The organism is Micromonospora sp. NPDC005710 (assembly GCF_040630995.1).
Lineage (GTDB): Bacteria > Actinomycetota > Actinomycetes > Mycobacteriales > Micromonosporaceae > Micromonospora.
Map to the genome: position 1 here is coordinate 384796 of NZ_JBEXYP010000002.1, position 25712 is coordinate 410507.

At 70.6% G+C, this 25712-nt stretch carries 21 protein-coding genes and 1 tRNA gene; 12 read left to right on the forward strand and 10 right to left on the reverse strand.

The genetic code is table 11. The features are described 5' to 3' along the window. Window positions 1-51 precede the first annotated feature (51 nt). On the forward strand, window positions 52-1203 hold the full coding sequence (locus ABZ406_RS04090; protein WP_357755851.1) for an ArsA-related P-loop ATPase: 1152 nt from the start codon (window positions 52-54) through the stop codon (window positions 1201-1203). Between the two features lie 6 nt (window positions 1204-1209). On the opposite strand, the gene ABZ406_RS04095 is transcribed toward ABZ406_RS04090, so the two are convergent. Then, entirely contained in the window at window positions 1210-1530 is a 321-nt protein-coding gene (locus tag ABZ406_RS04095) for a WhiB family transcriptional regulator (protein WP_210780772.1), read from the reverse strand. A 407-nt stretch (window positions 1531-1937) separates the two neighbouring features. Between ABZ406_RS04095 and ABZ406_RS04100 the strand changes: the two genes are divergently transcribed. Then, window positions 1938-4382 carry a transglycosylase domain-containing protein gene (locus ABZ406_RS04100; protein ID WP_357755852.1) on the forward strand — a complete coding sequence of 815 codons (2445 nt, stop codon included), beginning with the start codon at window positions 1938-1940 and terminating at the stop codon, window positions 4380-4382. Between the two features lie 118 nt (window positions 4383-4500). On the opposite strand, the gene ABZ406_RS04105 is transcribed toward ABZ406_RS04100, so the two are convergent. Next, a complete protein-coding gene (locus ABZ406_RS04105) occupies window positions 4501-4956 on the reverse strand; it encodes a GatB/YqeY domain-containing protein (protein WP_357755853.1) in 456 nt (151 codons plus the stop codon). A gap of 25 nt (window positions 4957-4981) precedes the next feature. On the opposite strand from ABZ406_RS04105, the gene ABZ406_RS04110 reads away from it, so the two are divergent. The 3 genes from ABZ406_RS04110 (at window position 4982) to ABZ406_RS04120 (ending at window position 7330) form a co-directional block, all read left to right on the forward strand. Beyond that, complete coding sequence (locus tag ABZ406_RS04110; RefSeq protein WP_357755854.1) at window positions 4982-5875, forward strand: metallophosphoesterase; 894 nt, start codon at window positions 4982-4984, stop codon at window positions 5873-5875. 188 nt (window positions 5876-6063) lie between these two features. Next, window positions 6064-6140: transfer RNA gene (locus tag ABZ406_RS04115), tRNA-Pro, on the forward strand. Between the two features lie 788 nt (window positions 6141-6928). Next, window positions 6929-7330, forward strand: coding sequence for a hypothetical protein (locus ABZ406_RS04120; RefSeq protein WP_357755855.1), 402 nt, complete (start codon window positions 6929-6931; stop codon window positions 7328-7330). Window positions 7331-7457: 127 nt separating this feature from the next. Here the strand turns inward: ABZ406_RS04120 and ABZ406_RS04125 are convergent, their stop codons facing one another. Beyond that, entirely contained in the window at window positions 7458-7931 is a 474-nt protein-coding gene (locus ABZ406_RS04125) for a hypothetical protein (protein WP_357755856.1), read from the reverse strand. Window positions 7932-8083: 152 nt separating this feature from the next. On the opposite strand from ABZ406_RS04125, the gene ABZ406_RS04130 reads away from it, so the two are divergent. Then, window positions 8084-9367: an MFS transporter gene (locus ABZ406_RS04130; RefSeq protein WP_357755857.1), complete on the forward strand. Its 1284-nt coding sequence runs from the start codon at window positions 8084-8086 to the stop codon at window positions 9365-9367. Between the two features lie 373 nt (window positions 9368-9740). Here the strand turns inward: ABZ406_RS04130 and ABZ406_RS04135 are convergent, their stop codons facing one another. After that, on the reverse strand, window positions 9741-11447 hold the full coding sequence (locus ABZ406_RS04135) for a bifunctional metallophosphatase/5'-nucleotidase (protein ID WP_357755858.1): 1707 nt from the start codon (window positions 11445-11447) through the stop codon (window positions 9741-9743). A gap of 287 nt (window positions 11448-11734) precedes the next feature. Between ABZ406_RS04135 and ABZ406_RS04140 the strand changes: the two genes are divergently transcribed. Further along, a complete protein-coding gene (locus ABZ406_RS04140; protein WP_357755859.1) occupies window positions 11735-12514 on the forward strand; it encodes an alpha/beta fold hydrolase in 780 nt (259 codons plus the stop codon). Between the two features lie 23 nt (window positions 12515-12537). Here ABZ406_RS04140 and ABZ406_RS04145 read toward each other — a convergent pair whose 3' ends face one another. Both ABZ406_RS04145 and ABZ406_RS04150 read right to left on the reverse strand, forming a co-directional pair. Continuing rightward, complete coding sequence (locus tag ABZ406_RS04145) at window positions 12538-13188, reverse strand: histone deacetylase (RefSeq protein WP_357755860.1); 651 nt, start codon at window positions 13186-13188, stop codon at window positions 12538-12540. Between the two features lie 7 nt (window positions 13189-13195). Next, complete coding sequence (locus ABZ406_RS04150) at window positions 13196-13975, reverse strand: phosphodiesterase (RefSeq protein WP_357755861.1); 780 nt, start codon at window positions 13973-13975, stop codon at window positions 13196-13198. A gap of 193 nt (window positions 13976-14168) precedes the next feature. On the opposite strand from ABZ406_RS04150, the gene ABZ406_RS04155 reads away from it, so the two are divergent. After that, window positions 14169-15578 carry a sensor domain-containing diguanylate cyclase gene (locus ABZ406_RS04155; RefSeq protein ID WP_357755862.1) on the forward strand — a complete coding sequence of 470 codons (1410 nt, stop codon included), beginning with the start codon at window positions 14169-14171 and terminating at the stop codon, window positions 15576-15578. Between the two features lie 179 nt (window positions 15579-15757). Here the strand turns inward: ABZ406_RS04155 and ABZ406_RS04160 are convergent, their stop codons facing one another. Together ABZ406_RS04160 and ABZ406_RS04165 are read right to left on the reverse strand one after the other, a co-directional pair. Continuing rightward, the gene (locus tag ABZ406_RS04160; RefSeq protein ID WP_357755863.1) at window positions 15758-16819 is read right to left on the reverse strand and encodes an aspartate-semialdehyde dehydrogenase; all 1062 of its coding nucleotides are present in this window, start codon (window positions 16817-16819) and stop codon (window positions 15758-15760) included. 5 nt (window positions 16820-16824) lie between these two features. Next, window positions 16825-18090, reverse strand: coding sequence for an aspartate kinase (locus ABZ406_RS04165; protein ID WP_357755864.1), 1266 nt, complete (start codon window positions 18088-18090; stop codon window positions 16825-16827). A 260-nt stretch (window positions 18091-18350) separates the two neighbouring features. Between ABZ406_RS04165 and ABZ406_RS04170 the strand changes: the two genes are divergently transcribed. Then, window positions 18351-19139 (forward strand): hypothetical protein, encoded by a 789-nt coding sequence (locus ABZ406_RS04170; protein ID WP_357755865.1) that lies wholly within the window; start codon window positions 18351-18353, stop codon window positions 19137-19139. A gap of 84 nt (window positions 19140-19223) precedes the next feature. Further along, window positions 19224-19754: a nitroreductase family protein gene (locus ABZ406_RS04175; RefSeq protein WP_357755866.1), complete on the forward strand. Its 531-nt coding sequence runs from the start codon at window positions 19224-19226 to the stop codon at window positions 19752-19754. 5 nt (window positions 19755-19759) lie between these two features. Here the strand turns inward: ABZ406_RS04175 and ABZ406_RS04180 are convergent, their stop codons facing one another. Further along, window positions 19760-20746: an ArsR family transcriptional regulator gene (locus ABZ406_RS04180; protein WP_357755867.1), complete on the reverse strand. Its 987-nt coding sequence runs from the start codon at window positions 20744-20746 to the stop codon at window positions 19760-19762. Between the two features lie 77 nt (window positions 20747-20823). Between ABZ406_RS04180 and ABZ406_RS04185 the strand changes: the two genes are divergently transcribed. Continuing rightward, a complete protein-coding gene (locus ABZ406_RS04185) occupies window positions 20824-22095 on the forward strand; it encodes an MFS transporter (RefSeq protein ID WP_357755868.1) in 1272 nt (423 codons plus the stop codon). 238 nt (window positions 22096-22333) lie between these two features. Then, the gene (gene leuA, locus ABZ406_RS04190) at window positions 22334-24085 is read left to right on the forward strand and encodes a 2-isopropylmalate synthase (protein ID WP_357755869.1); all 1752 of its coding nucleotides are present in this window, start codon (window positions 22334-22336) and stop codon (window positions 24083-24085) included. Between the two features lie 29 nt (window positions 24086-24114). Here leuA and ABZ406_RS04195 read toward each other — a convergent pair whose 3' ends face one another. Further along, a complete protein-coding gene (locus tag ABZ406_RS04195) occupies window positions 24115-25608 on the reverse strand; it encodes an MFS transporter (protein ID WP_357755870.1) in 1494 nt (497 codons plus the stop codon). Window positions 25609-25712: the final 104 nt, after the last annotated feature.

The following is a 25712-nucleotide window of genomic DNA, read 5'->3' on the forward strand; positions in this document are numbered from 1 at the left end:
CACACCTGAGCGCAGCACGGGCGCGCGGACCCGCCGGCCCGATACGCTCGATTGGTGCCTTCCGAAGACGCGGCGCCGCAGCTGGACGTCGACCAGATCCTCGCCGACCTCGGCGTGCGGATCGTCGTGTGCTGTGGTGCCGGCGGAGTGGGTAAGACGACCACGGCCGCGGCGCTGGCGCTGCGGGCCGCCGAGCACCATGGTCGGCGGACGGTGGTGCTCACCATCGACCCGGCCCGCCGGCTGGCCCAGTCGCTGGGCCTGACCGAGCTGGACAACACCCCTCGCCAGGTCAAGGGCATCGACGTCGAGAGCAGCGGCGGCGAGTTGCACGCCATGATGCTGGACATGAAGCGCACCTTCGACGACGTGGTCTTGCAGCACACCGACCCGACGAAGGCAGCGGAGATCTTCGCGAACCCGTTCTACCAGGCGATGAGCTCGACGTTCGCCGGCACCCAGGAATACATGGCGATGGAGAAGCTGGGTCAGCTGCACGCCCGGGGCGAATGGGACCTGATCGTGGTGGACACGCCACCGTCCCGCTCGGCACTGGACTTCCTGGACGCGCCGGCGCGACTGTCCCGTTTCCTCGACGGCCGGATGCTGCGGCTGCTGCTGGCCCCGGCGCGCAGCGGCGGCCGGAGCATGTTCAGCCTGGTCACTGCCTCGTTCGGGATGTTCTCGAAGGTGGTGCAGAAGGTGCTCGGCGCGCAACTGCTCACCGACCTGTCCGGCTTCGTGGCGGCACTGGATTCGATGTTCGGTGGTTTCCGGCAGCGCGCTGAGCAGACGTACCGCATCCTGCAGGCGCGGGAGACGGCCTTTCTGCTGGTCGCGACGCCGGAGCCGGACGCGGTCCGGGAGGCCGCCTACTTCGCGGGCCGTCTGCGGGACGAGCGGATGCCGCTCGCCGGTCTGGTGCTCAACCGGGTGCACCGCCCGGCAGTTCCGGAGTTGGACGCCGAGCAGAGCCGGGTCGCCGCCGAGCGGCTGACCGAGCTGGGTGGGCACGAGGCCACCGCCGATGTGCTGCGGGCGCACGCGGCGCTTGCCCGCCAGGCGGTACGCGAGCAGCAGGTCGCCGCGCGCTTCACCGAGGCGTTCCCGGCCGTGCCGGCGGTTTCGGTCACGGCGCAGCCCGCCGACGTGCATGACGTCGACGGGCTACGGACGATCGGCGCGGCGATCAGCCGGCCGTGACCGGCGTCAGTTGGCCGCGCTGACGAGAATCTTGTCCTTGCCGGTCTTGTCCTTGCTGTTCTTCTTCATCGCGGCCTCGAACATCTTGCGCCAGCTCGTCACCTGCGGGTGACGACGCAGGAGCGCCCGCCGTTCGCGTTCGGTCATGCCGCCCCACACACCGAACTCGATCCGGTTGTCCAACGCGTCGGCCAGGCACTCGTACCGAACAGGGCAGCTCCGGCAGATCCGCTTCGCCACGTTCTGTTCGGCGCCCTGTACGAACAACGCGTCCGGGTCCCCGTTCTGACATGCCGCCAGCGACGGCCAGTCAGTGATCATGCCCATGTGTACACGTCCCCCCTTGCAGTACCTACCGACCTCGTCGATGCACGTCAGCCGGCAATTCCCCCCGATCGCCCGGCCTGCCTTCCCCAAGGCGGCGCGGACGACATGTGGCGCTGTCGCCGCCCCCATCATGCTCTGTAGTCGACTGATTACGCAACGTTGTCGGCTAAATCCATCATTCCGGACACTCCCGGCTTCCCGGGCCTTCAACCGCCGGTTACCCCGCCGAGGTCGGCGATAACGCTGCGCCTCCTCACCGAATCGGAGGAGACTCGCGCCAGGTCACACGCAACCAAGTACCGGGGGTCGTGCGTTTAGCACAACGAGGGCAGCGCGCGCAGGAAATGGGGAAAGAACGCCCCAGCGCCCCTCGTTCCCTACTCGCGTACCCTGTCGAGGTGACCTGGATGCGGAAACGTGACCACAATGTGCTGACCAACGCCGCATCGCTACTCGTGTGTGGCCTGCTGGCCGGCGTGGTGGTCGCTGCGGCGGCCTTCCCCGCGGTAGCGATGTCCGGCCTGGCCGCGAAGGCCGGTGCCGAGACATTCGGTGCCCTGCCCACGGAGCTGACGGTGGCCCGCGCGCCACAGATCAGTTACCTGCTGGCCTCGGACGGCAAGACACCGCTCGCGACGATGTACGACGAGAACCGACGGGACGTGAAGCTCCCCGACATCTCGGTGCCTATGCAGAAGGCCATCATCGCGGCCGAGGACCATGACTTCTACAAACACAACGGCGTCGACATCAACGGTGTCGCCCGCGCGTTCGTCAACAACCAGGCCGAGGGCTCCGGCCGGCAGGGCGCCTCGACGCTGACCATGCAGTACGTCCGGCTGGCCATCGCCTACTCGGCGACCCACCCGGCGGACGTGGTCGCGGCGACCGAGGACACCAGCGCCCGAAAGCTCCGTGAGATGCGGCTGGCCCTCCAGGTCGACAAGGAATTCTCCAAGGACGACATCCTCACCCGCTACCTCAACCTCGCCTCGTTCGGCAACGGCGCGTACGGCATCTACGCCGCCAGCCAGGTCTACTTCGGTAAGCCGCCGAGCAAGCTGAAGATCGAGGAAGCGGCGTTGCTGGCCGGCATGGTCAAGGCGCCGACGACGAACGACCCGACCACCGAGGCCGGTTACCCGCTCGCGCTGGATCGGCGCAACTACGTCATCCAGAACATGGTCGACACCAAGGCCATCACCCAGCAGGAGGCGGATGCCGCCAAGGCGACCAAGCTGGTGGTGAAGGACAAGCGCACCCCGAACGGCTGCGTCGCCGCGAACGTCAACGAGTGGGGCTTCTTCTGCGACTACTTCTACCGCTGGTGGATGGACCAGGAGACGTTCGGCTCGACCACGTACGACCGGGAGCGCCGGCTCAAGAGCGGCGGCTACACCGTCGTGACCTCGATCGACGTCCAGGCCCAGCGGGGCGCGGACAAGGCGGTCCGTAAGGCGAAGAGCGTGAACAGCAAGGAAGCGGCAATGGTCGCGGTCGTGGAGCCCGGCACCGGCCGGGTACGGGCGCTCGCCGTCAACCGCCAGTTCAAGCTCGACGACCCGAAGAACCCGAAGAACAAGATCTCCAGCGATCCCGCGAAGAGCAAGAAGAAGATTCGGGGCAACTACCCGGCGACTGTCAACCCGCTGCTCACCGGCGGCAACGGCATCACCGGATACCAGGCCGGCTCGACCTTCAAGATCTTCAGCATCGTCGCCGCACTGGAGAAGGGCATCCCGCTCGGCTATTCGATGAACGCGCCGCAGCAGTTCAAGTCGGAATACATCATCGACAGCAGCAGCCCGGCGGCGTGCAAGGGCACCCACTTCTACTGCCCGACCAACTCCGGCCTCAAGGCCGGCGGCGTGCAGAACATGTGGAGCGCCTTCAGCGCGTCGATCAACACCTACTTCGTCCCGCTGCAGCAGCAGGTCGGTGCGGAGAACGTGGTCGACGCCGCCCGACGGGCCGGCATCCAGTTCCGGGCGAGCAAGGACGCCGAGTTCGCCGCGACCAAGGAAGCTGCCCACCAGTGGGGTGCCTTCACCCTCGGCGTCTCCTCCACCACCCCGCTCGACCTGGCCAACGCGTACGCGACCCTCGCGGCCGACGGCAAGTACTGCGAGCCGATCCCGGTGCAGGAAATCCGGGACCCGGAGGGCAACAAGCTCGACATCGCCAACCCGCGCTGCGAGAAGCGGTTCAGCACCGAGGTGGCCCGAGCCGCCGTGGACGCCGCCCGCTGCCCGGTCGGCGACAACTCCGACACCACCAAGTGCGGTGGCAGCCGTACGGCAGGCGTCGTGAAGAGCATCGTCGACGCGCCGGTGGCCGGTAAGTCCGGCACCACCGACTCGGAGAAGACGGCCGCCCTGGTCGCCATGACCAAGCAGTACTCGGTGGCCGGCATCATGGCCGACCCGGACTGGCCGCAGACGAACGTCAAGATGAAGCACGCCCAGAAGGACGGCATCAACCCGCCGGTCTACGAAACCCTGCGGGACGCCATGAAGGGCAAACCGCGGATCCAGTTCGAGGAGCCCGGCCAGAAGATCTCTGAGGGTGACCAGCGCAGCATCCCCGACGTGAAGTGCGTATCGGTGGATCAGGCGAAGTCCCGGCTCAAGGGCGCCGGCTTCGAGCCGGTCGTCTCCAGTGCCAAGGTGCCGTCCTCCTGCAAGGCGGGCGACGCGGCCGGCACCAGCCCGGACGGCCGCACCATAAAGAATGGTGTGGTCACCATCCAGGTCAGCAGCGGCGGCGGCACGCCGGGCAACACCGGTGGCAGTCCGGGCGGTCAACCCGGCAACCAACCCGGGCGACCCGGCAACGGCCGTCCGAACGGCTGAGCCGACCGCACAGGACACAACGGGCGGGCAGCCTCCTCGGGTGCCCGCCCGTTTCGTCTGTGCGGATCAGTGAGCGGCCACGCCTACCGCCGGTGCCACGCCCGCCGACCCTGCCGGGTCAGAGACCGAGCTGTCGGCGTACCTCGGCGGCGACCCGACCACCCTCGGCCTGGCCCGCCACCGCGGCCTGGGCCGCCTTCATCGCCGGGCCCATCTGGGTCTTGCCGGTGAAGCCGCCAGCGGCGAGCGCCCCCGACACCAGCTCGGTCAGGTCGGCGTCGGAGAGCTGCTTCGGCAGGTACCGGTCCAGCACCTCACCCTCGGCGGTCTCCTTCGCGGCCTGCTCGGCGCGGCCGGCCTCGGCGAAGGCGGTGGACGCCTCCCGACGCTTCTTGGCTTCCTTGGTCAGCACCGCGAGCACCTCGTCATCGGTGAGCTCGCGCTTGGCCTTGCCGGCGACCTCGGCAGTGCCAACGGCGGCCAGGGCCATCCGCAGCGTGGAGGTGGTCAGCTCGTCGCGCGCCTTGAGCGCGGAACGCATGTCGGCAGTGAGGCGGTCCTTCAGCGTGCTCATGGACGGTCAAACTACCCTGAACGCCATGCGAAAGCGCACACTATTCCGGCTCGCCGCCGGAACCGCCACGATCGGCGCGGCCACCCTCGCGTACGCGTCGCTCATCGAACGCAACATGTTCACCCTCCGGCGGTACGACGTGCCGGTGCTCCCGGCCGACGCGGAGCCACTGCGCGTGCTGCACCTGTCGGACCTGCACATGATGCCCGACCAGGCGCGTAAGCAGCGCTGGGTGGCCTCGCTGGCCGCCCTCGACCCCGACCTAGTGGTGGTGACCGGCGACAACATGGCACACCCGGCCGCCGTGCCCGGGGTGCTGCGGGCCCTGCAACCGCTGCTGGACTACCCCGGCGCGTTCGTGTTCGGCTCCAACGACTACACCGGGCCGGTGCTCAAGAACCCCTTCACCTACTTCCTGCCCGACCGGGAGTACACCGAAGGCGTCGAGCTGCCCTATGAGGAACTGCGCCAGGTCTTCACCGGCGCCGGCTGGGCCGACCTCAACAACGCCCGGACCATGCTCAAGGCCGGCGGCCGGCAACTCGATGTGGTGGGAGTCGACGACCCGCACATCGACCGGGACAACTACCCCTCAGTGGCCGGTGCGGTCTCCTCCTCGGCCGACCTGTCCATCGCGGTGACACACTCACCCGAACCACGGGTGCTCGACCAGATGGCCGCCGACGGCTTCGGCCTGATGCTCGCCGGGCACACCCACGGCGGTCAGGTCTGCGTGCCTGGCTACGGGGCGCTCGTGACCAACTGCGGCCTGCCCCGCTCCATGGCCCAGGGTCTGCACCGGTGGCCGGGCTCCGACTCCTGGCTGCACGTCTCCGCCGGCCTCGGCACCCACCCGACCGCCCCGGTCCGCTTCGCCTGCCCCCCGGAAGCCAGCATCCTGACCCTCATCCCCCGCTGACCCCGGCAACGGGCCGCGGGCCTTGATCGAGTCGATTTCCTGGAAGTCGGGGTGTCCTGGTCGCCGCGAAGGCCCGGTTTCCTTGAACCCGAGTCGATCATCGAAGAGCCGGCGCGTGCGTCGAGCGCGCTGGCGGGGTACCGAGTTTGACCATCGGGGCGGGTGGGCTACTATTTGTCGGCACGCCTCGGGGTGTGGCGCAGCTTGGTAGCGCGCTTCGTTCGGGACGAAGAGGTCGTCGGTTCGAATCCGGCCACCCCGACCAGAGGTATGAGGGCACATCCGATCCGTGGATGTGCCCTCAAGTGTTTTCTGGGTGACACGCCTCGCCGGTCGGCGCGCCCCTGGAGCAGCACCGGTCGGAGCTGGTCAGCGGGAAGCATGTCAGCCGCGTCGGCGAATTGGCGGTGACAGGTCGACGACCCATGGTCGTCCTTGAGACGGCACGAGCGGCCGGTAGAGGTTTCGGGCCTCTTCGTTGATCATCGAATCATGCGACGGCCGGGGGTTGTTGGGGTAGTTGGTTGGCTCATGATCGGCGGGGGAATCGTGCTTCCGCTGTTCGCCTGCTGCATGGGAGCGACGATCCCTTACCAGGACCCGACCCCAGAGATGGCGCAGCAGTACGCCAAGGAGGCTGCCGCGGCCGACCGTCTGCTCTACCTCGGGCTGGCGTTTGGTCTGTTCCTCCTGATTGCTGGCACCGGAGCAGTCGTCGGAAGCGCGAGGAGCCGCCGCCGCAGAGTCTCTGACCAGGGGAAACCGAGGCGATAGGCGTAACCGACCTGCGCCCGGCGCATGTGGCGGCACTGAGACTTCCACGGTGTCGATCTGGAACGCTCGGTGTTGCCTGCCGGCCGCGCAGCTACCCGGAGCGTCAGCCAAGGCGCGTCCGAAGCTGAGCGTGGGCCGGCCGCCTCGGTCACCTTCCTCGGGCTGGAAGGCCCGCATGGCGTGCGGGTAGCCGTACAGCCGCCGAGGCCCCTTTTGGTCTTGTCCGGCAAGCCCTGTCGACCGATTCCCGTACTGCGCCAGCGTGATTAACGTCCGCGTATGACCCACCCGCAGGCGCCTCAACCGTCGATCCCGCCGGACACCACGGCAGCGGCGCCCCTGGCGAACCCCGTGGGCGGCCCCACCACCTTCCTCTCCCTCCTGGCCATGTACCTGTTGGTAAGCGCGGCGGCGGTGTTCTGGGCCGGAGCGGCCTACAGCGCCCGGATGATCCTTCTTGGCAACGACATGGTCGAGGGCATGCTGAGCTTCGTCGGACTACTGGCTCTCGCCGCATCCGAGGGGTTTGCGTTGCTGTTCACCATCACCGCTGCCTTCGAGCTCCGCGCACGCGACTCGCCTCGTGCGGCCCTGGCGGCCGGTCTGGTCGCGGTCACCGGGGTCGTCGCGACGATCATCTTCCTTGTCTGGGCTTCGACGACAGCGAGTACCGCCCCGTAGCGAGTGCTGACCGGCGACGGCACGACCACGGATGTCACGGCGGCCGGGTCGACTGGCGACCCGGCTTCCGCCTTCGACCCTACTGACGCACGTCCGCGCCCCGCCTCGTCGAGGTGGCGTGGGCCGATCAGTCCTGCCGCTCGGTGCGCTCGATCTCCGTGAACGCGGCGGACAGGTAGTCGTTCAACGGCACACGTGTCGCCGCCAACAGGTCGGCCACCAGCAGCGGGGCGTGTCGGGCCAGCACCGACGCGTCCGGCGGCGACTCGTCGCCGTCGGGGTCGTAAACCCCCAGTGCGCCAGCCAGCAGTACGAGCACCACGTGCGGATCGACATCCGACCGCCACCGCGCCGACTCCTGTACACATTGGGTCAGCACCTGGCGGATGTCGTCGCCGGTCAACCCGTCCGGGTGGCTCTCCTCCAACAGCAAACGGACCACCGCGCCGAGGACCAGCCCGGAACGCTCGTCAGCGGCGAGACCGCCGACCGCCTCGTCGTACGCCTGACCGTCACGGGCCTGGGCGGCGGCTACGGCCGCCGTCGCGGTCACCGCGATGGCGCGGGCGGTAGCGGGCAGATGTCGCCAGGTGCCGGTCATCCAGCCAGCATCGCAGACCCGGCGGACACCCGACCGACCACGATCACGGCGAGGGGATCAGCGTGGAATTGGTCACCTGACGGTCCCGGTGACCCTGCGGCGTTTGCCAAAACGGTTCGCGCGGCGTCAGACCCACCGAACAGAATGCCGGAATGCTGCGTCGCGTCCTGCCCCGTCGTCCGGAAGCTCGCCGTCTTCTCATCGGCACTCTGCTGTCGGCGGTCGGGCGAGGGCTGACCCTGCCGTTCCTCTTCATCTACCTGACCGACGTACGCGGGCTCACCGACACCCGCGCCGGGCTCGTCATCGGTTGGTACGGCGTTGTCACGCTGGCCCTGTCGCCGCTGGGCGGGACGTTGATCGACCGGATCGGCGCCCGACGGGTGGTGGTGCCCTGCCTGCTGATCGAGGCGATCGGCACCGGCTCGCTCGCGCTCGTCCACTCGACCGGCTCGGCGCTGCTGGTGATGACGGTGATCGCCATCGGCAGCTCGGCGATCTGGTCCGGGCAGAACACCATCCTCGCGTCGTTGACCGACGACGATGAGCAGCAACGCGTCTTCGGGCTGAACTTCGCCCTGCTCAACCTCGGCATCGGCATCGGCGGCATGACCTCCGGCGCGATCGTCGACACCGCCCGGCCCGGCACGTTCCAGACGATCTACCTGCTGGACGCGGTGACCTACCTGATGCCGGCGCTGATCCTGCTCACCCTGCCCGGGGTGGGTCACCGGCTCGGCAAGCGTCGAGGCGTCGGCGAACCCTCGGCCGGCGGCTACCTGACAGTGCTCCGTGACCGCCCGTTCCGCCGACTGGTGATCTTCGGGCTGATCCTCACCACCTGCGGGTACGCGCAGGTCGAGGTGGGTTTCGCCGCGTACGCGGTGCGGGTGGCCGAGGTGAACCCGCGGGTCGTGGCCTGGGCGCTGGCGGCCAACACCATGATGATCGTGCTCGCGCAACTGCTGGTGATCCGCCGGATCGAGGGGCGCAGCCGCACCCGGGCACTGGCGGTGGTGGGGGCGGTGTTCGCCGCCGCCTGGCTGGTCCTCGGCGCCGCCGGTCTGGTCAGCGGGAAGAACGCCGTGCTGGCCGCCCTGTGCGTGGTGCTCTGCTCGGCGATCTTCGGCTTCGGCGAGACGATGCTGTCCCCGGTGATGCCCGCACTGACAAACGCGCTGGCCACCGACGAACTACGCGGCCGGTACAACGCCATGAGTTCGATGATCTTCGGAATCAGCGGTGTGATCGGCCCGGTGACCGCCGGCCCACTCATCGGTGCCGCCAACGGCATGGTCTGGGTGGCCACAGTGGTCGGCGGCTGCCTGGTCGCCTCGCTTGTCGCGCTCTCCCTCCGCCGACTGCTCACGACCGAGCAGGACGGCCTCGCGAGGACCGCCCCGGCGTCCACCGCCCCCGCGCCCACCCCGGCCTGACCTCGACCACCCCCGCTCGGCGCGCGACACCCGGCGGCCCTCTGACACGCACCCCGCACCCCGCACCCCGCAACAAGATCCGAGCACCTTCCCGGATGTTGCTGCCTCCCGCCCGGCTGAGGCCGCAACATCCCTGATGTTGCGCGGGTCTTGATCTGCCCGGCACCGAGATCGCGCTCGAACCTGGATGTAGTGGCATCCCGGCGCCCTCGACACCACTACATCCATGTTCGGGCGCCTACTTGGCGAGCGCGCGCAGGCGCGCACGTTTGCGTATGCGCGCAGTCGGCCGCAGCGCGGGTCGCGGTGGTGGCGGGGACGGGTCGGGCCCCGGAGCACCAGCTCCGGGGCCCGATTGTCACGGGGTCGGCCGTCAGGCGGCGGGGACCTCGGCGGTGGTGCGGATCCGGTCCAGCGTCGGCGCGGAGACCGGCGACTGGGCGGTCAGGTAGTCCACGAAGGCGTCCAGGTCGATCTGGCCGGTGACGAGGTTCGTCCCGCCGGTGAGGGCGCTGAAGCCGTCACCGCCGCCGGCCAGGAAGTTGTTCACCGTCACCCGGTAGGTGGCGGCCGTGTCGACGGCGGTGCCGCCGAGGGTGAGGCTGCCCCGGACCACGCGGGTGCCGGCGCAGGGGTCGGCGACCGTACCGGTGGTGCCGTTCGGGTCGACAACGTAGCCGACGGTGGCAGAGGGGTACAGGGTCCGACCGGTGACGAACTGTTGTTCCAGGACGCAGTAGAGCTGCGCTCCGGTGAGGTCCAGTGTGACCAGGTTGTTGGCGAACGGCTGGACCGTGAACGCCTCCTCGTAGGTGACCGGGCCGGCGTTCAGGTCGGCTCGGACCCCACCAGGGTTCATGAAGGCGGCGACGGCACCCTGTTCGTCGTCGGTGGCGGCGAGTTGCGCGTCGGCGATCAGGTTGCCCAGTGGTGATTCGCCCAGACTCGTACCGAAGAGGGTTTCCTGGGTCTTGGTGATCGCGGTGGTGGTTTCGCCGACCTGGCGTCCGGCGACCGGGCCGAGCACCGTCTTGTACCGGTTGATCAGCGCGGTCTGCCTCGGGTCCTTGGCGACGTCGCGGCTGACCACGACGTTGTTCGCGGCGGCGGAGATCACGTCGCCGCTCCGGCGATCGATCTTGAGGTCGATGTCGGTGACCAGGCGACCGAACGAGCTGGCACTGGTGACCAGCTTGCCGTTGATGTCGCAGTTGTACGCCTGGTGGGTGTGCCCGCTGACCACCACGTCGATCGACGGGTCCATCCGGTTGGTGATGTCCACAATGGGGCCGGTCATGCCGACGCAGTCGTTGATCCCGCCGGTCGCGGCCTGGGTGCCGCCCTCGTGGAGCAGGACGACGATCGCCTGTACGCCCTTGCGGCGCAGTTCACGGGCGTACCGGTTGGCGGTGTCCGCCTCGTCGGCGAAGGTGAGGCCGGCGACGCCCTGCTGGCTGACGATCTGCGGGGTGCCCTCCAGGGTCATGCCGATGAAGCCGACCTTGACGCCCTGCACCTTGTGGATCGCGTACGGCGCCATCAGCGGCTTGCCGGTCGCGGTCGTGAAGGCGTTCGCGGACAGGTACTGGAAGCCGGCCCCGCGGTACGGGGTGCCGTCGATGCAGCCGTCGACCGGGTGGCAGCCGCCGTTCTGGATTCGCAGCAGCTCGGCGGCGCCTTCGTCGAACTCGTGGTTGCCGACGCTGGCGTAGTCCAGCCCGGCCATGCTCAGCGCCTCGATCGTCGGCTCGTCGTGGAACGCCGCCGAGAGCAGCGGGGACGCGCCGATCAGGTCACCGGCGGCGACAGTGATGGTGTTCTTCTTCTTGGCTGCGGCTCGCAGCTCGGCAAGGTGGGTGGCCAGGTACTCGACGCCGCCCGCGGTCTGCCCGGCGATGGTGCCGCTGGACCCGCTCGGCGGTTCGAGGTTGCCGTGGAAGTCGTTGAGGGCGAGCAGGGTGACGTCGACCGGCTTCGGCCGCGCGTCGGCTTGCTCAGGGCTGGTGGCGACCGCGCCGAAAGCGGCCACCGCGAGCGCGGTCAGGCCAACTGCGGCCCGACGCATCCCGGGTATGTACATGGATCTCCTCGTGAGAATCGGCGCGTACGGTGCCCGGCCTCTGAGTCGACCGGGGCCGCCGACGGACGCCGTCGAAGGGGTCGCGGATTGCGGTGGATCGAGCATGGCCGCCCGCCCCGACAGCCTCTCATCCGGACGCCCGGCGGTCGACTCGGGCAGCAGACCGGAGCAGCGCGTACGCCGGGGCCGGGATCGCGCGATCCGCCGGACAGTGTCCGACCGAGGGTCTAGAAAGGACGGGACGACAATCGAGGGCTGGGGGCGACATGGTGAGCGGAGCGACACCGGTGACGGAGCAGGTGCGGTCGGCCGACGGCACACCCATCGCGTTCGAACGGTCGGGTGCCGGGCCGGCGATCATCCTGGTCGGTGGCGCGTTCAGCGATCGCAACGCGACCCGCGACCTGGGTGCGGCACTCGCGACGGATTTCACCACCTTCGGCTACGACCGTCGGGGTCGGGGCTTCAGCGGCGACACCGCACCGTACGAGATCGGCCGTGAGATCGACGACCTGGCCGCCCTGATCGCGGCGGCGGGTGGTTCCGCCGCCGTCTACGGCATCTCCTCCGGGGCCGTCCTGGCGGCCCTCGCCACCGCCCAGGGCCTGCCGGTGACCAGGTTGGTCCTGTTCGAGCCACCGTTCCAGGTCGGGCCGCACGTGGGCGTCCGCACGGACATCACCCCGCAGCTCATCGAGCTGCTCGCCGCCGACGACCGGGACACGGCCGTGGAGACCTTCCTCAGCGCCTCGGTGGGCCTGCCGGCGGAGCAGATCACCGGGATGCGCTCGCAACCGATGTGGGGTGGGCTGACGGCGGTCGCGCACACCCTGGTGTATGACTCGATCATCACCGCCGGAGGGCGGCTCCCCGCCGACCGGCTGGCGGCCATCACCGTGCCGACTCTCGGCGTGGACAGCACCGGCAGTCCACAGTGGTTGCGGGACGCGAGCCGGGCGGCGGCCGAGGCGGTCCCGGGTGGCCGGTCCGTCAGCCTCGACGGCGGCTACCACGACGTGCCGCCGACGACGCTGGCCCCCGCGCTGCGCGAGTTCCTGCTCGGCTGACGTCCGGCACCAGATCCGGCGGGTCAGTCGTCGACCAGCGCCTCGTCGACGACTGCCGCTACGGCGGCCGGCGGCCAGGCACCCGCCACGCCGGGCCGGGCCGCCAGGTAGGTGGTGATCCGCTCAGCCGGCCAGCCGTGCGACTCGCGCAGCCCTCGGGCGATCATGCCGAGGTAGATCGGCGCGGGTGGTCGGCACCGCACTGCTGACGCCCCCTCGGGGGCGGTGAAGGTGAGCAGCGGGACGCCGTCGCGGCTACCCGGGCAGATGAGCGTCTCGTACCGACCAGGGCCCAGGGTGGCGCGCCCGTTGGCGACGGCATCGTCGATGGCCTCGCCGGTCGCCGGGATCAGGTCGGACGTGTCGCCCGGCGGGCGGTACATCTCCTGGGCCGCGATGTCGGTGAACTGTTCCAGGGTGACCAGGTAGGCGCGGGCCGCCGCCTCGCCCGGCAGGTGCGGGTCGTAGAAGGCCATACCGCCGGTCCAGGCACCGGACTCGCCGGCGAAGTAGATGCCGCCGGGCAGCGACACCGGTGCGGTCCGGCTCGGTGGACGCCGGTCCCGGCAGCCCGGGTACGTCCGCTTTCCGCCAGGTGGGCAGCCGCCACCGATGTACCAGGCCAGCCGGGCGGCGTGCATGTTCGAGCCGTACGAGACGTACCAGACCAGCATGACGCCCTCAGAAGCCGCAGGTCTGCCCGGTGGAGTGGCTGACCTGCACGGTGTGGGTCACACAGCCGCCGGCCTCGACCGCGTGCAGCAGGAAGGCGGTGGGTTCGTGCACCCAACCGATCTGCTCGTCGGCGCTCATGGTGAGCGTGCTCTGCTTCCAGGTGCTGGGGGCCACGGTGAGGACAGTGCCCGCGTACGCCGTGGTGACCGGGCGGTGCAGGTGGCCGGCGGCGACCCGGACGACGTGCCGGTGCCGGCCGATGACCTCGGCGAGCGCGTCCCCGTCGGCGAGCCGGATGGTGTCCGCCGCCGGGATGCCGACCGCGACCGGCGGGTGGTGCAGGAAGAGCACGGCGGGCACCTCGGGCCGCCCGGCCAGCACCCCGTCGAGCCAGCTGAGCTGCTCCTCGCCGAGCTTGCCGCCGTCACTGCCCGGGACGAGCGAGTCGAGCACCACGAGGGACACCGCTTCGTGGTCGACGTGGTAGTAGGCCGAGTAGCCGCCGCCGAGCCACGGCGTGCCCCCGAACGCGTCGAGCAGCGACTCCCGGTCGTCATGGTTACCGGTGGTCAGGTGCACCGGCAGCGGAAACGCGCCGATCACCTCGCGCAGCGCCGCGTACTCCTCGGGTCGGCCGTGGTCGGCCAGGTCGCCGGTGATCACCAGGCAGTCCGGGCGGGGCCGCAACGCGAGCACCCGGCCGAGCGCTCGGTGCAGCCCGGCAGCCGGTTCGGCGGCGAGCAGGCCGGTGGTCAGGTGGGGGTCACTGAGATGAGCGATGAGCATGTGCCCGCCTCCTCGGCGCCGGGGCGCTCAGGTTATCGCCAGGCGCGGCCTCCCGGTGGCGGCGTCCACAGGCTGCGTCCACAGCCTGTGGATAGCACATGTGTACGAGGCTCGGCCGGCCCGCCGCCGTGAGTACGCTTGATCGAGCGGTTCGGCGTCAGCCGGCCCCTCCCCTACCTGGAACGACGTGCGAGTGGATCATCAGCGAGTCATCCGTGACGTCACCGTCCGCCTGCCGATGGCGTCGAGCACGCCGGAGGCGTGCCGGTGGACGGTCACCGCGCTGTCCCGCCACACCCCGGCCACCATCTCCGTGCTGCTCGCAGCCCACGACCGCCTGCGCTGCGTCGCGGCGACCGGGGCATGGCAGGTCTTCGCGACAGTGCCGGCGCGGACCGGCATCGTCGGCCGGGTGTACGCCACCGGCGCTCCCGCCGTCGTCCCGGACGTCACGGTCGACCCCGACTACCTGCCGGTACGCCCGGACGTGACCGCCGAGCTGTGCGTACCGGTGCTGGACCCGACGGGCCTTGCGATCGGCGTACTCGACCTCCAGTGGAGTGAGCCGACCGACCTGGAGCCGTGGCGGGACACCGCGCAGCGGCTGGCCGACGGGCTCGGTGCGCGGATCGCCGCCCTCGGTGGCCCCCCGGCGGAGAGCCGCAGCGAGAAGCTGCTCCGGCACGCCGCCGCGCTCTCCTCCGCACCGACCGAGGGAGAGGTGATGGGGGCGACCGCCCGCGCCGCCCGCGAGGTCTCCACCCTCTCCACCGCGCTGATGCTGATCGGCGGTCAACTGGGCCCGTCCCCGGCGACGCCGAGCGACCTGGAGACCCGGATCCGTGCCGAGCTGACCGGGGCAGGTCCGGCCGCCCTGGACCGGATGGTCGACCGGGCACACCGCTACGGCGCCGGATACACGCTCGGCGAAGTCGAACATCCCCCGACCGAGGACTACCGTCCACTGACCCGGGCAGGCGTACGCACGCTCGTCGCCGTACCGGTCGGGCCGACGGAGGCGGGTGGGGTCCTGCTTGTCGCCGACGAAGGCGCGCTGCGTCCGGACCCCACCACGGTAAGCCTCATGGAGCTGCTCGCCGGGCAGGCCTGGACGAGCGTGGACCGGCTGCGCACGCTGGCCCGGCTGCGGGAGCAGGCCAGCTCGGACCCGCTGACCGGGTTGCGGCACACCGGCCCGTTCGGGCAGCGGATCGCGGCGGCCACCCCCGGTCGTACGGCCCTGCTGGCCATCGACGTGGACGGCTTCAAGATCGTCAACGACACGTACGGCCACCAGGCCGGGGACCGGGTGCTGGTCGGGTTGGCCCGCGCGCTCGAGGGGGCGTTGCGACACGGCGACGAGTTGTACCGGATCGGCGGCGACGAGTTCGTCGCGGTGATCGAGGTGAGCCGCCCGGAGGAGGCGGTCCGGATCGCCGAACGGCTGACCGAGGCCGCCCGACGCATCGGCCGCACGATCAGCGTCGGCGTCGCCCTGCCCCGCCACGGCGAAACCCCCGACCGCACCCTGAGAAGAGCCGACCAGGCTCTGTACGCGGTAAAACGCCAAGGCCGAGACGGAGTCCAACTCTCCGCCGCCTAACTCACCCCCAGCCGCTCGCCCTAACCTGCCCCGCCCGCGCCCCGCGCCCCGCGCCGATCTTGCACTTTCTGTTGTGGATTTGTCGCTCTAATCCCTTTTGTCAGCGCAGAAAGTGCAAGATCGGCGCGGCAGGGGGTGGCGCGACGGCGAGCGCGGCAGGGGTGGTGCGGGGGTGGGGGTTAGGGGGTGCGGAGTTCTTTGGCCAGGAGTTCGGCGATCTGAGCGGTGTTGAGGGCCGCGCCCTTGCGGAGGTTGTCGCCGGTGACGAAGAAGTCCAGGGCCCGGGGGTCGTCCAGGGCGCGGCGGATGCGGCCGACCCAGGACGGGTCGGTGCCGACGGCGTCGATCGGCATCGGGAACTCCCCGGCTGCCGGGTCGTCGACCAGGATCACCCCGGGGGCGTTGCGCAGCGCCTCGCGGGCGCCCTCGGCATCGACCTCGCTGGCGAAGACCGCGTGCACGGCGACCGAGTGGGCGGTGACCACCGGCACCCGGACGCAGGTGGCGGAGACCTTGAGGTCGGGGAGGCCGAGGATCTTTCGCGACTCGTTGCGGATCTTCATTTCTTCCGAGGACCAGCCGCTGTCCGCCGGGGAGCCGGCCCAGGGCACCACGTTGAGCGCCATGGGTGCCGGGAAGGGGCCCAGGTCGTCGCCGACCGCTTGGCGTACGTCGCCGGTGCGTGAGCCGAGTGCCCGATCGCCGGCGACCTTGGCGAGCTGGTCGTGGAGGATGTCGACGCCGGACTTGCCGGCTCCGGAGACTGCCTGGTAGGAGGCGAGGACCAGCTCTCGTAGGCCGTACTCGCGGTGCAGCGGCGCGACCGCCACGATCATCGCGAGGGTGGTGCAGTTGGCGTTGGCGATGATGCCGCGGGGCCGGTTGCGGACCTGCTCGGGGTTGATCTCCGGGACGACCAGCGGGACGTCGCGGTCCATCCGGAACGCGCCGGAGTTGTCGACGGCGATCGCGCCCTGGGCGACGGCGATCGGTGCCCACTCGGCGGAGACGTCGTCGGGCACGTCGAACATGGCCACCTGGACCCCGTCGAACGCCTCGGGGGTCAGCGCCTGGACGACCAGTTCTTCGCCCCGGCAGCGCACCCGGCGCCCGACGGAGCGTTCGGAGGCGAGCAGTCGGATCTCACCCCAGACGTTGCGCCGCCCGGTGAGCAGCTCACACATCACGGTGCCGACGGCACCTGTCGCTCCGACCACGGCGAGGGTGGGCAGCGCCGTCATCGGCGCTACCTGCCTGTCCCCGCGTAGACCACTGCTTCGCTGTCGCCGCCCAGCTCGAACGCGTCGTGGATGGCGCGGACGGCGGCGTCGAGGTCGGTGTCCCGGCAGACCACGGAGACCCGGATCTCGGAGGTGGAGATCATCTCGATGTTGACGCCGGCGGCGCCGAGCGCGGCGAAGAAGCCGGCCGCCACCCCGGGGTGCGAGCGCATGCCCGCGCCGATCAGTGAGACCTTGCCGACGTGGTCGTCGTACAGCAGGCCCTTGAACTTGACCGGCTCCTGGATCTTGCTGAGCGCGGCCATCGCGGTGGGGCCGTCGGCCTTGGGCAGGGTGAACGAGATGTCCGTCCGGCCGGTGCCCTCGGTGGAGACGTTCTGCACGATCATGTCGATGTTGATCTCAGCGCCGGCGACGGTGTCGAAGATCCGCGCGGCGGCACCCGGCTCGTCGGGCACCCCGACGATCGTGATCTTGGCCTCGCTGCGGTCGTGCGCGACACCGGTGATCAGTGCCTGCTCCATGGAAAGTTCCTCCATCGATCCGGTGACCATCGTGCCGGTGTTGGTCGAGTATGACGAACGGACGTGGATCGGCAACCCCGCACGGCGGGCGTACTCCACGCTGCGCAGGTGCAGCACCTTCGCGCCGCATGCGGCCAGCTCCAACATCTCCTCGTAGGTGATGTGCTGGATGTGCCGGGCGTTGGGCACGATCCGCGGGTCGGCGGTGAAGATGCCGTCCACGTCGGTGTAGATCTCGCAGACGTCGGCGTGCAGGGCGGCGGCGAGCGCCACGGCGGTGGTGTCCGACCCACCGCGGCCCAGCGTGGTGACGTCCTTGGTGTCCTGCGAGACGCCCTGGAAGCCGGCCACGATGACCACCGACCCCTCGTCGAGCGCGCCCTTGAGCCGCCCGGGTGTGACGTCGATGATCCGGGCGCGGCCGTGCACCGAGGTGGTGATCACGCCGGCCTGCGAACCGGTGAACGAGCGGGCTTCGTACCCCAGGTTGTGGATGGCCATGGCCAGCAGAGCCATGGAGATCCGCTCCCCGGCGGTGAGCAGCATGTCCAGTTCGCGGCCGGGCGGCAGCGGGCTGACCTGGTTGGCCAGGTCGAGCAGCTCGTCGGTGGTGTCGCCCATCGCGGAGACCACCACCACCACGTCGTCGCCGGCCTTGCGGGCGCCGACGATGCGCTCGGCCACCCGCTTGATCCGCTCGGCGTTGGCGACGGAGGACCCGCCGTACTTCTGCACCACGAGTGCCACGACTGTGCACTCCCTCCCAGCGACCCTGAGCGTGCCGACGCCGCCGGAACCGGGGCCGGCGGCGCGTGTCAGACCCCATGAGGGTATCCGGCGGGTAACGACGCCGGGTCAGGTGATCCCACCATCCGGCCCGCCCGGGACCGGCCGAGGCGGTCCCACCAGGGCGGACGGGTACCCGGAAACGCCCGGTCCGACACGCCGGGGCGAAGCCCGGTACGCGTCGGCACCCGCCAACCGCCCGCACCCACCAGAATGGGCCGGTGCCCGTCCTCACCCGTTCGGCCGGCCGTGTGCTCGGGCCGCTCGTCCTCGCCCTGCCGGCGCTCCTGGTCGCCTGCACCACCGAGCAGCCACCGGCTCCACCGCCCGCCGATCCGGGGCCGGTCGAGGTGGACGCCGCCCGGGATGAGCTGGCCGCGCTGGCCGCGGCGGCCCAGGACCGGCACCTGGTGGCCCAGTACGTGTACGGCCAGGCGGGCAGACCGGATCGCACGATCGTGTTCACCAGCGCGAACGACGGCAGTTGGCGGGTCGACGTGCCGGGGGGCGCGTTGGGTGGCACCGCCGACGTCTCGATGGCCGGCACGGGCGACGGATTGTTCCAGTGCGCCCTGCCGTCGGCCGGTCACAGCGAGTCGGCGAGCTGTGTACGCCTGGGTGACCGTGACGACGCGGTCCCCCGCCGGTCGGACCCCCGGGTGCAGCACCTGCTCACCGACTGGCTGGATGTGCTGACCGACCGACGCGCCCCGTTGGCGGTCTCCCCGGCCACCGCGCCGGAGGGCCTCACCGGGAGCTGTTACTCGGTGGACTCCACCTCGGCGTCGCTGAACGCCCCTCTGGACGTGGGCATCTACTGCTACGACCGGGATGGCACGCCGACCGGCGTCCGAACCGCTGCCGGGACGTTGCGGCTGGCCGGTGCACCGGGCCCGGCTCCGGCCACTGTGCAGTTGCCCGGGCCGGTGGTGGTCGACCGGGAGCCGCTCGACACCGCGGCACCGCCGACCCCTGACCCGTCGGAGAGCCCAGGCGCGGGAACGTCCTGATCTTCGTCCCGATACGGGTGCTCTTGCCCACATTTAGGCACCCCATCCTGAGGGGCGAATCGCCCATACAGGACGATCCAACGTATGGCCGACCTCACCCCGCTGCTCGCCTACCGCTGGAGCCCACGAGCCTTCGACCCGAGCGCCGAACTGGCCCCTGCGGAGTCCGCCTCGCTCCTCGAGGCCGCCCGCTGGGCCCCGTCGGCCGAGAACGGGCAGCCCTGGCGGTTCGCCCTCGGCCACCGCGACGACGAGACCTGGAAGCGGATCCTGATCAGCCTCCCGGTCGACGACCAGATCTGGATCCGGCACGCCGCGACCCTGGTGGTCGGGGCTCACACCGGCCTCGACGCCGAGCGGGCCGCGTACGACCTGGGGCAGGCGATCGCCCACCTGACAGTGCAGGCCACCGCGCTCGGGCTGCATGTGCACCAGCTCACCCGGTTCGACCGGGCCGGTCTCTGCACCGAACTCGACCTGCCCGGCGGCGTCCGCCCGCTGGTGGTCGCCGCGGTCGGCCGGCTCGGGGACCCGTTCGCCCTCCCGGCCGACCTACGCGCCCGGGAAGTCGGGCTGCGGCACCGCCGGCCGGTCACCGACCTGCTGCTCGCCTGATCGAGTCACCCACCCCGGCTGGCCCGGAGCAGAACCGTCGCGGCGTCGGTGTTGCGGTAGAGCACATGCCGACCCTGTCGGGACCGGCCGACCAGGCCGGCGTCGTGCAGCGCGGCCAGGTGCTGGGAGACGTTTCCGGCGGACATTCCGGTGAGTCGGGCCAGGTCGGTGGTGGTGGTCGCGCTGTCGAGCAGGTGCAGCAGCGCGGCCCGGCCGACGCCGACCACCCGGGCCAGTGGGTCGCCCGGCGGCGGCGCGGCCGTCTCCCAGAGCGTCCCGACCGCCCGGACCGGGTACGCGGCGGCCGGCAGCGACTCCTCCAGGAGGTTCCACAGGACCCGCCGCTGGCTGAACACCGTCGGGTTCAGCGCCAACCCGCGGTCCCGGAGGTCGAAGTCCCGCTCGAACGGGTCGTCGCTGACCACCCGGTCGCCGAGCCAACGCAGGTCTGGGTGGAGTTGCTCGAAGAACCGACCCGCGCCACTCTCGGCGAGTTGGGCTGCGCGGTACGCCACGTCGGCGTCAAGGAGTGCCCGCATCCGCTGCCAGTCCGGGGCGATCGCCTCGTCGTACCAGACCCGGATCGCGTCGACGAGCTGCGGCAGCAACCCGCGGGGGTCGTCGAGCAGCGCCTGCCCGAACGGACTCAGCGGCCGATACGCGGCGGTGGACAGCAGGTCCTGGACGACCACCGCCGGCGGTGTCGCGGCGATCTGGTCGAGCTGGTCGGCCAGCTCGACGTTCGGCCGGGCCGCCGGGGTGATGAAGTCGGGCAGCGGGCAACCTCGCCAGGTCAGCTCCACCAGCGGTCGAACCCGGAGGGCCACCTCGGGACGGCACAGGGTCACCCGGGCGCGGTCGATCCAGGGCAGGTGCACCGGGTAGCGGACCGGACTGGCCAGCGCCCACATGCTCATGACCGTCTCGTTGGCCGGTGACACGGCGAGGCGAACTCCCGCCACGTCGGCCAGGCTGAAGCGCAACTCGGACACACGCCCCCCAGGTGCAGGATTCGGTTCAGCCTAAAAGACTCGACCGCTGTCGTGGGAGCCCGATTCACTCACCGACCATGGGGACCAGAGAGACCATCCGCACCGCCGTCCGAGACGTCGTACCGCCGCCCGGACTGACCCGTGCCCTGGCCGTCCAGGCCATGGTCTACGCCGTCGGCAGTGGGCTGTTCCACGCCGGCAGCGCCGTCTTCTTCACCCGGGCGCTCGGGCTCAGCGCCGCCCAGGTGGGGCTGGGGCTCTCCGTCGCGGCGGGGGTGTCGCTGCTGGGCACCGTCCCGCTGGGCGGGCTCACCGACAGGTACGGACCGCAGCGGGTCTGGCTGGTCGGGCTGGTGCTGAACGCGGCGCTCTTCGCGACCTACCCGTTCGTGGGCGGCTTCGCCGGTTTCCTCGCCGTGGTGGTGGCGCTGGCCGCCGTGGACGCCGCTTCCGGCGTGGCCCGGCAGGTCTACTCGATCAACGCCCTTCCCCCGGCCGAGCGGGTCACCGCGATGGCGTACCAGCGCTCGTCGCTGAACGTCGGCTTCGGGCTCGGCGCGGTGATCAGTGGCCTGGTGCTGGCGGTGGACACGATCACTGCGTACCGGGGAATGGTCTGGTTCATCTCGACGGTCTTCCTGGTGACGGCCCTTTTCGTGCGGCGACTGCCCCGGCTGCCGGAGGTGGCCCGACCGGCGGAGCCGATGAGTCGGCTCGCCGTGCTCCGGGACCGGCCGTTCATGGCGGTGTCGCTGCTGTCCGGGCTGCTCACCGCGCACGGGGTGCTCTACCTGACGGTCATGCCGCTGTGGATCCTCACCCACACCGACGCCCCGAAGACGGTGATCGCGGGGCTGGTGCTGCTCAACACGGTCCTGATCGTGCTGCTCCAGGTGCGCGTCAGCCGAGGCGCGGACACCGCGGCGGGCGCGGCCCGGGCCTCCCGCCGGGGCGGGCTGCTGGTCGCCCTGTCCTGCCTGGTGCTGCCGATCTCCGGGGCCACCCGGGGCCTGCTCACCGTCGTGGTGCTGGTGGCCGCCGCCCTGCTGCTGATCCTGGCCGAGCTGATCGAGTCGGCGGGCAGTTGGGGGCTCACCGCCACCCTGCCGCCCGCCGGGCAGCGCGGCGCGTACGTGGGGGCTTTCGAACTCGGCACGCAGGTGCAGTACCTGATCGCCCCGGCCGGGCTGACCGCGCTCGGGGTGACCACCGGAGGGTGGGGTTGGTTACCCACGGCAGCGATCTTCGTGCTGGTGGCGGTGGCGATCGTGCCCGCTGTGGCGTGGGCGCAACGGACGCCGAGGCTGGGTACCGAGGCCCCAGAGCCGGACATGACTCCGGTCCCATAGTCCGGACCAGCCTTTCCACCCCTCGTCCCATCACGTAGGGTGATCTGGTCATGTGGCGGGCGCTTCTTCTCCTTAGCCGCCGCGACGAGGCCTGACCGGCCGGCACCTCGTCGCGGAGTCGCATCGCGCCGTCCAGCACATCCGAGTTTTCTTCTCGGCATCGCCGCGCATCGTCGCCCGGCATCTCGCCGACACCTTCCGATCTGCTGACGCCACATGTTCCAGGGAGCACTCTGAGATGGCTCAACCTGTCACCGACGCTGAGACCGATCCGATCGCCCGGCAGCGCCCCAGCCGGATGCCGTACCACCGCTACCAGCCGTACCAGGAGCAGTTCCGGGTGGAGCTGCCGGACCGCACCTGGCCCACCCGCGCCGTCGAGGCCGCCCCCCGCTGGTGCGCTGTGGATCTCCGGGACGGCAACCAGGCGCTGATCGACCCGATGTCGCCGGAGCGTAAGCGCCGGATGTTCCAGCTGCTGGTCCAGATGGGTTACAAGGAGATCGAGGTCGGCTTCCCGTCGGCCAGTCAGACCGACTTCGACTTCGTCAGGCAGCTCATCGAAGACGAGATGATCCCGGACGACGTCACCATCCAGGTGCTCACGCAGTGCCGGGAGCACCTGATCGACAGGACGTTCGAGTCGCTGCGCGGTGCCAGGCGGGCCATCGTGCACTTCTACAACTCGACCTCCACCCTCCAGCGGCGGGTGGTCTTCGGCCTGGACAAGGACGGCATCGCCGACATCGCCACCAGCGGCGCGCGGCTCTGCCAGAAGTACGCGGAGATCCACACCCCGGACACGGAGATCTTCTACGAGTACTCGCCGGAGTCCTACACGGGCACCGAGCTGGAGTACGCGTTGGAGGTCTGCTCCCGGGTGATCGACGTGATCGACCCGACCCCGGACCGGCCGCTGATCATCAACCTGCCGGCCACCGTCGAGATGGCCACCCCCAACGTGTACGCGGACTCGATCGAGTGGATGCACCGGCACCTGCCGCGCCGGGACAGCGTGGTGCTGAGCCTGCATCCGCACAACGACCGGGGCACCGGCGTGGCCGCCGCCGAGCTGGGCCTGCTCGCCGGCGCGGACCGGATCGAGGGCTGCCTGTTCGGCAACGGTGAGCGCACCGGCAACGTCGACCTGGTGACCCTGGGGCTGAACATCTTCTCCCAGGGCATCGACCCGATGATCGACTTCTCGAACATCGACGAGGTCCGGCGAGCGGTCGAGTACTGCAACCAACTGCCGGTGCACGAGCGGCACCCGTACGCGGGCGACCTGGTCTACACGGCCTTCTCCGGTTCCCACCAGGACGCGATCAAGAAGGGCTTCGACGCCCTCACCGCCGACGCGAAGGCGGCCGGCGTACCTGTGGACGAGCACACCTGGGCGGTGCCGTACCTGCCGATCGACCCGAAGGACCTGGGCCGCACCTACGAGGCGGTCATCCGGGTCAACTCGCAGTCCGGCAAGGGCGGCGTCGCGTACATCATGAAGAGCGAGCACCAACTGGACCTGCCCCGCCGGCTCCAGATCGAGTTCTCCGGGGTGGTGCAGCAGGTCACCGACCACGACGGCGGCGAGGTCGACCCGGCCGCCATGTGGGAGATCTTCGCGACGCACTACCTGCTCGACCACCAGCCCGACCCGGCCGTCCGGCTGGCCGGCTACACGATCGGCACTGCGGACGGCAAGGTCGAGATCGAGGCCCAGGTCGGTGTGGGCGGCGAGCAGCGGTCCCTCGCGGCGGTCGGCAACGGCCCGATCGACGCGTACGTCAACGCGCTCCAGTCGGTGGGGGTGGGCGTGCGGGTGCTCGACTACCACGAGCACGCGCTCTCCTCCGGTGGTGACGCGCAGGCCGCCGCGTACGTGGAGTGTGAGGTGGACGGGAAGACCGTCTGGGGTGTCGGCACCGACGCCAACATCGTCACCGCGTCGATCAAGGCGGTCACCAGCGCCGTCAACCGCGCCCGCCGCTGACCTACGCGCGGCACCCCCGAGGTGGTTCGCTACTTCGGGGGTGTCGCGGCGGGCAGCGAGTGGCAGGGCTGCGACGGCGGTGCCTCCCGGGGCGGTCGGTGGACCAGCACGAGGGCCAGCACCGCGCCGGCCACGAGCAGCCCGGCGCACCACGCCATCGCCGCCCGGAACGCGTCGGTCAACTCGTCCTTCTGCGCGTACCCGCTGCCGGAGAGCCCGACCAGCAGCGGCAGCGCCGCCACCGCGAGCAGGCCGCCGGCGCGGGAGGCGGCGTTGTTGAACCCGCTTGCCACCCCGGAGAACCGGTCCTGCACGGCGGCCAGCACCGACGCGGTGAGTGGCGCCACCACCAGGGTCAGCCCGATGCCGAAGAGCAGCACCCCGGGCAGCACGTCCCGCCAGTACGACGCGCCCGGTCCGACCCCGCGCAGCAGCAGCAGACCGATCGCGGCGATCACCGGCCCGATGGCGAGGGGCAGCCGAGGGCCGATCCGCGCCGACAGCGCACCGGCCCGCGCGGAACCGACCAGGAGCAGCAGGGTCATCGGCAGCAACGCGATGCCGGTGCGGAACGCCGACCACTCGACGACGTTCTGCAGGTAGACGGCGAAGAAGAAGGTGAAGCCGCCGAGCGCCGCGTAGACGACCACTGTGAAGAGGTTCAGCACCGAGAAGAGCCGGCTGCTGAACAGCCCGGTGGGCAGCATCGCCGCGTCACCGCGCCGCCGCTCCAGCAGGACGAAGGCCACTGCCGAGAGCACCCCGACCACTGCCGCGATCAGCACTTCGGCGGAGTCGAACCCGCGGGCCGGCGCGTCGATCAGGGCGTAGGTGACACCGGCGAGTGCGAGCGCGCCGAGCAGGGCTCCGGCGACGTCGAACCGCCGTCGGCTCCGACCCCGCCCCTGGGTCCGGGAGGCGCTCTCGTCCCGGCTCTCCGGCACCCACCGCAGGGCGGCCAGCAGCACCAGCACGGCGATCGGCAGGTTGAGGAAGAAGATCCAGCGCCAGGAGAGCGCGTCGATCAGCCAGCCGCCGATGAACGGGCCCAGCGCGGTGGACACTCCCGACAGCCCGGCCCAGGCACCGATCGCCCGGCCCCTGTCGTCGGGGTGAAAGCTCGCCTGGAGCACCGACAGCGACCCGGGCGTGAGGAGCGCGCCGCCGGCACCCTGGAGGAACCGAGCCCCGATCAGCCAACCGGTGCCCTGGGACAGCCCGCACAGCACTGACGCGGCGGTGAACCAGACCACGCCGATGAGGAAGACCCGTCGCCTGCCGAAGCGGTCCCCCAACGCGCCGCCGAGCAGCACGAACGCCGCGAGCATCAGCAGGTAGCCGTTGATGGTCCACTGAAGATCTGCCACGTTCGCGCCGAGGTCCTGGCCGAGTTTCGGCAGCGCCACGTTGACGACAGTGCTGTCGAGGAAGACCATGCCAGAAGCGAGTACGGCGGCGAGCAGCGTGCCCCGGCCGGCGGTGGTGCCCATCCGGAGGGCGGTCGCCGGTGCAGGTGCGCTCATCCCACCAATGTGCCTTGCATCATGTGGGAGACGCCACGAAACGCCGAAACCGTGCCCGGGTACTGTGCGCAATCGCCGGGAGCCCCCAAGCTGGAGAGGTGTCG